3 protein-coding genes, 2 tRNA genes and 2 rRNA genes are annotated in these 7415 nt (G+C 55.5%); all 7 read left to right on the top strand.

What is annotated here, in order from left to right; genetic code table 11:
- Positions 1-82: 82 nt before the first annotated feature.
- The 7 genes from V5F23_RS23530 (at position 83) to V5F23_RS23500 (ending at position 7369) form a co-directional block, all read left to right on the top strand.
- Positions 83-159: transfer RNA gene (locus V5F23_RS23530), tRNA-Ile, on the top strand.
- A 30-nt stretch (positions 160-189) separates the two neighbouring features.
- A tRNA-Ala gene (locus V5F23_RS23525) sits at positions 190-265 on the top strand.
- A 246-nt stretch (positions 266-511) separates the two neighbouring features.
- Positions 512-3403 (top strand): 23S ribosomal RNA (locus V5F23_RS23520).
- A 137-nt stretch (positions 3404-3540) separates the two neighbouring features.
- A 5S ribosomal RNA gene (gene rrf, locus V5F23_RS23515) occupies positions 3541-3656 on the top strand.
- Between the two features lie 147 nt (positions 3657-3803).
- The gene (locus V5F23_RS23510; RefSeq protein ID WP_042729244.1) at positions 3804-4463 is read left to right on the top strand and encodes a paraquat-inducible protein A; all 660 of its coding nucleotides are present in this window, start codon (positions 3804-3806) and stop codon (positions 4461-4463) included.
- On the top strand, positions 4450-5073 hold the full coding sequence (locus tag V5F23_RS23505) for a paraquat-inducible protein A (protein WP_042729245.1): 624 nt from the start codon (positions 4450-4452) through the stop codon (positions 5071-5073). Before V5F23_RS23510 ends, V5F23_RS23505 begins: the two co-directional genes overlap by 14 nt.
- The gene (locus V5F23_RS23500) at positions 5066-7369 is read left to right on the top strand and encodes an MlaD family protein (RefSeq protein ID WP_042729246.1); all 2304 of its coding nucleotides are present in this window, start codon (positions 5066-5068) and stop codon (positions 7367-7369) included. Before V5F23_RS23505 ends, V5F23_RS23500 begins: the two co-directional genes overlap by 8 nt.
- Positions 7370-7415 lie beyond the last annotated feature (46 nt).

The raw sequence follows: 7415 nt of genomic DNA, 5'->3' as shown, positions 1-7415 counted from the left end.
CTTGATTCATTGAAGAAGACGATTAGAAGCAGCTTTAAGCTCCAAGCTGATAGCGCACGCTAACAGTTACAAGCTCGAAATTGGGTCTGTAGCTCAGTTGGTTAGAGCGCACCCCTGATAAGGGTGAGGTCGGCAGTTCGAATCTGCCCAGACCCACCAATTTTGTGTGGGAAACGCCTGTAGAAATACGGGGCCATAGCTCAGCTGGGAGAGCGCCTGCCTTGCACGCAGGAGGTCAGCGGTTCGATCCCGCTTGGCTCCACCACTACTGCTTCTGAGACTGAAAGCTTAGAAATGAGCATTCCATCGACGTGATGGTGAATGTTGATTTCTGGTCTTTTGACTGGATCGTTCTTTAAAAATTTGGGTATGTGATAGAAAGATAGACTGAACGTTACTTTCACTGGTAACGGATCAGGCTAAGGTAAAATTTGTGAGCGTTCTTAATTGAACATGCAAATTTTCGGCGAATGTCGTCTTCACAGTATAACCAGATTGCTTGGGGTTATATGGTCAAGTGAAGAAGCGCATACGGTGGATGCCTTGGCAGTCAGAGGCGATGAAAGACGTGGTAGCCTGCGAAAAGCTTCGGGGAGTCGGCAAACAGACTGTGATCCGGAGATGTCTGAATGGGGGAACCCAGCCATCATAAGATGGTTATCTTGCACTGAATACATAGGTGCAAGAGGCGAACCAGGGGAACTGAAACATCTAAGTACCCTGAGGAAAAGAAATCAACCGAGATTCCCTTAGTAGTGGCGAGCGAACGGGGACTAGCCCTTAAGCTTCTTTGATTTTAGCGGAACGCTCTGGAAAGTGCGGCCATAGTGGGTGATAGCCCTGTACGCGAAAGGATCTTAGAAGTGAAATCGAGTAGGACGGAGCACGAGAAACTTTGTCTGAATATGGGGGGACCATCCTCCAAGGCTAAATACTACTGACTGACCGATAGTGAACTAGTACCGTGAGGGAAAGGCGAAAAGAACCCCGGAGAGGGGAGTGAAATAGATCCTGAAACCGTATGCGTACAAGCAGTGGGAGCAGACTTTGTTCTGTGACTGCGTACCTTTTGTATAATGGGTCAGCGACTTATTTTCAGTGGCGAGCTTAACCGAATAGGGGAGGCGTAGCGAAAGCGAGTCTTAATAGGGCGTCTAGTCGCTGGGAATAGACCCGAAACCGGGCGATCTATCCATGGGCAGGTTGAAGGTTAGGTAACACTGACTGGAGGACCGAACCGACTACCGTTGAAAAGTTAGCGGATGACCTGTGGATCGGAGTGAAAGGCTAATCAAGCTCGGAGATAGCTGGTTCTCCTCGAAAGCTATTTAGGTAGCGCCTCATGTATCACTGTAGGGGGTAGAGCACTGTTTCGGCTAGGGGGTCATCCCGACTTACCAAACCGATGCAAACTCCGAATACCTACAAGTGCCGAGCATGGGAGACACACGGCGGGTGCTAACGTCCGTCGTGAAAAGGGAAACAACCCAGACCGTCAGCTAAGGTCCCAAAGTTATGGTTAAGTGGGAAACGATGTGGGAAGGCTTAGACAGCTAGGAGGTTGGCTTAGAAGCAGCCACCCTTTAAAGAAAGCGTAATAGCTCACTAGTCGAGTCGGCCTGCGCGGAAGATGTAACGGGGCTCAAACCATACACCGAAGCTACGGGTATCACGTAAGTGATGCGGTAGAGGAGCGTTCTGTAAGCCTGTGAAGGTGAGTTGAGAAGCTTGCTGGAGGTATCAGAAGTGCGAATGCTGACATGAGTAACGACAATGGGTGTGAAAAACACCCACGCCGAAAGACCAAGGTTTCCTGCGCAACGTTAATCGACGCAGGGTTAGTCGGTCCCTAAGGCGAGGCTGAAAAGCGTAGTCGATGGAAAACAGGTTAATATTCCTGTACTTCTGGTTATTGCGATGGAGGGACGGAGAAGGCTAGGCCAGCTTGGCGTTGGTTGTCCAAGTTTAAGGTGGTAGGCTGAAATCTTAGGTAAATCCGGGGTTTCAAGGCCGAGAGCTGATGACGAGTTACCCTTTGGGTGACGAAGTGGTTGATGCCATGCTTCCAAGAAAAGCTTCTAAGCTTCAGGTAACCAGGAACCGTACCCCAAACCGACACAGGTGGTTGGGTAGAGAATACCAAGGCGCTTGAGAGAACTCGGGTGAAGGAACTAGGCAAAATGGCACCGTAACTTCGGGAGAAGGTGCGCCGGTGAGGGTGAAGCACTTGCTGCGTAAGCCCACGCCGGTCGAAGATACCAGGCCGCTGCGACTGTTTATTAAAAACACAGCACTCTGCAAACACGAAAGTGGACGTATAGGGTGTGACGCCTGCCCGGTGCCGGAAGGTTAATTGATGGGGTTAGCTAACGCGAAGCTCTTGATCGAAGCCCCGGTAAACGGCGGCCGTAACTATAACGGTCCTAAGGTAGCGAAATTCCTTGTCGGGTAAGTTCCGACCTGCACGAATGGCGTAACGATGGCGGCGCTGTCTCCACCCGAGACTCAGTGAAATTGAAATCGCTGTGAAGATGCAGTGTATCCGCGGCTAGACGGAAAGACCCCGTGAACCTTTACTATAGCTTTGCACTGGACTTTGAATTTGCTTGTGTAGGATAGGTGGGAGGCTTTGAAGCGTGGACGCCAGTCTGCGTGGAGCCATCCTTGAAATACCACCCTGGCAACTTTGAGGTTCTAACTCAGGTCCGTTATCCGGATCGAGGACAGTGTATGGTGGGTAGTTTGACTGGGGCGGTCTCCTCCTAAAGAGTAACGGAGGAGTACGAAGGTGCGCTCAGACCGGTCGGAAATCGGTCGTAGAGTATAAAGGCAAAAGCGCGCTTGACTGCGAGACAGACACGTCGAGCAGGTACGAAAGTAGGTCTTAGTGATCCGGTGGTTCTGTATGGAAGGGCCATCGCTCAACGGATAAAAGGTACTCCGGGGATAACAGGCTGATACCGCCCAAGAGTTCATATCGACGGCGGTGTTTGGCACCTCGATGTCGGCTCATCACATCCTGGGGCTGAAGCCGGTCCCAAGGGTATGGCTGTTCGCCATTTAAAGTGGTACGCGAGCTGGGTTTAGAACGTCGTGAGACAGTTCGGTCCCTATCTGCCGTGGACGTTTGAGATTTGAGAGGGGCTGCTCCTAGTACGAGAGGACCGGAGTGGACGAACCTCTGGTGTTCCGGTTGTCACGCCAGTGGCATTGCCGGGTAGCTATGTTCGGAAAAGATAACCGCTGAAAGCATCTAAGCGGGAAACTTGCCTCAAGATGAGATCTCACTGGAGCCTTGAGCTCCCTGAAGGGCCGTCGAAGACTACGACGTTGATAGGCAGGGTGTGTAAGCGCTGTGAGGCGTTGAGCTAACCTGTACTAATTGCCCGTGAGGCTTGACCATATAACACCCAAGCAATTTGCGCTTAGAAAGCCAGATTGCGGTGTGGTGAAGACGAAACGAACCGAAAGTTTGCGGCTCACACCTGATCACATACCCGATTTGCTGGAACGCTGAAAAGCGCGCTGGCTCAAGAATTTCTTGACGACCATAGAGCATTGGAACCACCTGATCCCATCCCGAACTCAGAAGTGAAACGATGCATCGCCGATGGTAGTGTGGGGTTTCCCCATGTGAGAGTAGGTCATCGTCAAGATTAAATTCCGAAACCCCAATTGCGAAAGCAGTTGGGGTTTTGTTTTGTCCGCCATAAAACACCAGTGGAAGCTCGTGATAAATTTGCACGGTTATTTACCAGCGAGGGCACTAGAATAGCCCTTCCTTAGCTGAGCCAGAGCGCTTTATGCCCGATCCGTCAGACACCAAGAGATTGTCAGATCTACCCCTGAACGATCTGGTGGCATGCCATGAATGCGACCTGTTGATGCGCAAGCCTCGGCTGGCCCATGGCGAAAAAGCCGAGTGTCCCCGTTGCGGATATGAGCTTTACGCACACCGGCACAATGTCGTCGAACGCAGTCTTGCCCTGGTTATCGCCGCGCTGCTGTTGTACGTGCCGGCCAACTTCCTACCCATCATGCAGCTCAACCTGCTCGGGCAGTCCTCCCAGGACACCGTCTGGAGCGGTGTAGTCGGCCTGTTCGATACGGGCATGCAGGGCATATCGGTGGTGGTGTTCCTGTGCAGCATGGGCATTCCGCTCCTCAAACTGCTTTGTCAATTGCTTGTGTTGTTGACCATTCGCCTGAATATCGGGCGTAGCTATGGGCTGTTGCTGTATCGCATTTATCACCATCTGCGCGACTGGGGGATGCTCGAGGTCTATCTCATGGGCGTGCTGGTGGCCATCGTCAAGCTGGCGGACATGGCGGCCATCACCGTAGGGCTCGGCCTGGTGTGCTTTATCAGTTTGTTGCTGGTCCAGGTCTGGTTGGAAGTGGCGATGTCACCGCATCAGATCTGGCAAGCGTTATCAGGAGAGGATGACCATGCGGGCGATTGATGCAGGCATTCTGATCTGTACGGAATGCCATGAGTTGAATCGACAGGACCCCGAGACCGACAAGCAAACCTGCACCCGTTGCGGCGCACGGGTTCATCCCCGTCGTCCGGACAGCATGATGCGGACCTGGGCGTTGTTGATCACTGCCGCGATTCTTTATATTCCGGCCAACCTGCTGCCGATCATGACCATCAACTCGCTGGGCCAGGGTGCCCCGAGCACGATCATGGCCGGCGTTATCGAGCTGGTGCAGCACGGCATGATCCCCATCGCCGCAGTGGTGTTCATCGCCAGTATCGTTGTGCCCACGTTCAAGTTGGTGGGGATTGCCCTGTTGCTGTTTTCCGTACAACGGCACCAGCCGATGTCGGCGCGCCAGCGCATCCTCATGTACCGTTTCATCGAGTTCATCGGCCGCTGGTCGATGCTGGATATCTTTGTGATCGCCATCCTGGTGGCGGTGGTGAATTTCGGTCGCCTTGCCAGTGTCGAAGCCGGGCTGGGGGCCATCGCTTTTGCCAGCGTAGTGATTTTGACAATGATTGCCGCAGTAACCTTCGATCCCCGACTGATCTGGGATAACACGGAGTCGGATAACGACCATGACTGATTTGCCTACCGCAAAAACCCGACCGGCTTCGAACTGGTCGGCCATCTGGATCCTGCCGTTGATTGCCCTGATCATCGGCGGCTGGCTCGGCTGGCGGGCCTACAACGACACCGGGATCGAGATCAACGTACGCTTCGAAAGCGGCGAAGGCATCCAGGCCAACAAGACCGAAATCGTCTACAAGGGCATGTCGGTGGGCAAGGTGAAGACCCTGACGCTGGACGATGAAGGCAGCTCCAAAGGCGTGATCGCCACCGTTGAGATGAACAAGGACGTCGAGCAATACCTGAAGACCGGAACGCGTTTCTGGCTGGTCAAGCCGAGCGTCAGCCTGGCCGGTATCACCGGCCTGGAAACCCTGGTGTCGGGCAACTACGTGGCGATCAGCCCGGGTGAAGGGGAGTCGACCCGCAAGTTCAAGGCCTTGGCGGAGGAACCGCCGCTGTCGGATTCCAAGCCGGGGTTGCACTTGACCATCAAGGCCGACCGACTGGGTTCGCTGAACCGCGGCAGTCCGGTGTTCTACAAACAGATCCAGGTCGGCCAGGTGAAAAGCTACCTGCTGTCCGAGGATCAGAGCACCGTCGAGATCAAGGTGTTCATCGAGCCGACCTATGCCAGCCTGGTGCGCAAGCACACGCGTTTCTGGAACGCCAGCGGCATCAGCATCGACGCCAACCTGTCGGGCGTAAAGGTGCGTAGTGAGTCCCTGGCGAGCATCGTGGCCGGTGGTATTGCATTCGCCACGCCCGAAGGCCGCAAGGACAGTCCGCCGACAGACCCGAGCCTGCCGTTCAGGCTCTACGAAGACTTTGACGCCGCTGCCGCGGGCATCCGCGTGAAGGTCAAGCTCAGCGACTTCGAAGGCTTGCAGGCCGGCCGTACGCCGGTAATGTACAAAGGCATCCAGGTCGGCAGCCTGAAGAACCTCAAGGTCGATCCGGACCTGTCCAGCGCCACGGCCGAGTTGACCATGGATCCGCTGGCTGAAGATTACCTGGTCACCGGCACCCAGTTCTGGGTGGTCAAGCCATCGATCTCCCTGGCGGGGATCACCGGCCTGGAAGCGTTGGTCAAGGGTAACTACATTGCCGTGCGCCCCGGGGACAAGGGGGGCGCCCCGCAGCGTGAGTTCGAGGCGCGGGCCAAGGCGCCGCCGCTGGACCTGCGTTCACCCGGGCTGCACCTGGTCCTGCTCACCGAGAACCTGGGATCGCTGGAGGTCGGCAGCCCGATCCTCTACAAACAGGTCAAGGTCGGTTCGGTGCAGAGCTACCAGTTCTCACGCAAGAAAAAGCAGTTGATCATCGGTGTGCACATCGAGAAGGAATACGAAGGACTGGTCAACGGCTCGACACGTTTCTGGAACGCCAGTGGCATCACCCTCACGGGCGGCTTGACGGGCGGTATCCAGGTCAAGAGCGAGTCCCTGCAAAGCCTGATGGCCGGCGGGATTTCCTTTGAGACTCCGGAGCCGAATGTGCCGCTGAAACGGCGGATCCCACGCTTCCGCCTGTTCGAAGACCGTGAAGCGGCACAACAGCGAGGCACCCTGGTGACGATCAAGGTCGATCGCGCCGATGGTTTGCGCAGCGGCACGCCGATCCGTTTCAAAGGGTTGGATGTGGGCAAGATCGAAACGGTGGATCTGAGCGCCGATATGCAATCGGTGCTGCTCAGCGCGCGGATCACCGAAGTGCCGGAGCGCATCGCCCGGGTCGGTTCGCAGTTCTGGGTGGTCAAGCCCGAGTTGGGCTTGATGAAGACCTCCAACCTGGAGACCTTGGTAAGCGGCCAGTACATCGAGGTGCAACCTTCGGCGAAGAACCTGGGGCCACAGAAGAACTTCGTGGCCCTTGCCAATCCACCGGAAACGGCCGTGCCAGAAGCCGGCCTGAGCCTGGTATTGAGTGCGGCTCGCCGTGGCTCGTTGAAGATCGGCGTGCCGGTGACCTACCGCGAAATCACGGTGGGCAAGGTCACGGGATATGAATTGGGCCAGACCGCGGATCGGGTATTGATCCATATCCTGATCGAACCCAAGTACGCGCCATTGGTGCGCAGCGGCACGCGATTCTGGAACAGCAGTGGCTTTGGCCTGGACTTCGGTTTGTTCAAAGGCGCAACGGTGCGCACCGAATCGCTGGAGACACTGCTCCAAGGCGGCATCGCCTTCGCCACGCCGGATGGCGAGCGGATGGGCAGCCCGGCACGACCGGAGCAGACCTTCGCGCTGTTCGATAAATTCGAAGATGAATGGCTGACCTGGGCACCCAAGATCAAGATCGATAAGTAGGGATTCGCGAGCAGGCTCGCTCCCTCAAGGGATCACCCGCTCGCCA

Source organism: Pseudomonas sp. WP18 (assembly GCF_036689585.1).
In the GTDB taxonomy this organism is placed as follows: Bacteria; Pseudomonadota; Gammaproteobacteria; order Pseudomonadales; family Pseudomonadaceae; genus Aquipseudomonas; species Aquipseudomonas chlororaphis_E.
Note: the sequence above shows the minus strand (reverse complement) of the source record. Positions and strands in the feature narration are given on the sequence as shown.

Excerpts from the sequence above, each read along its gene's own strand:
- V5F23_RS23500 (WP_042729246.1), top strand. The coding sequence starts at position 5,066 with ATGACTGATTTGCCTACCGCAAAAACCCGACCGGCTTCGAACTGGTCG.
- V5F23_RS23510 (WP_042729244.1), top strand. The coding sequence starts at position 3,804 with ATGCCCGATCCGTCAGACACCAAGAGATTGTCAGATCTACCCCTGAAC.
- V5F23_RS23505 (WP_042729245.1), top strand. The coding sequence starts at position 4,450 with ATGCGGGCGATTGATGCAGGCATTCTGATCTGTACGGAATGCCATGAG.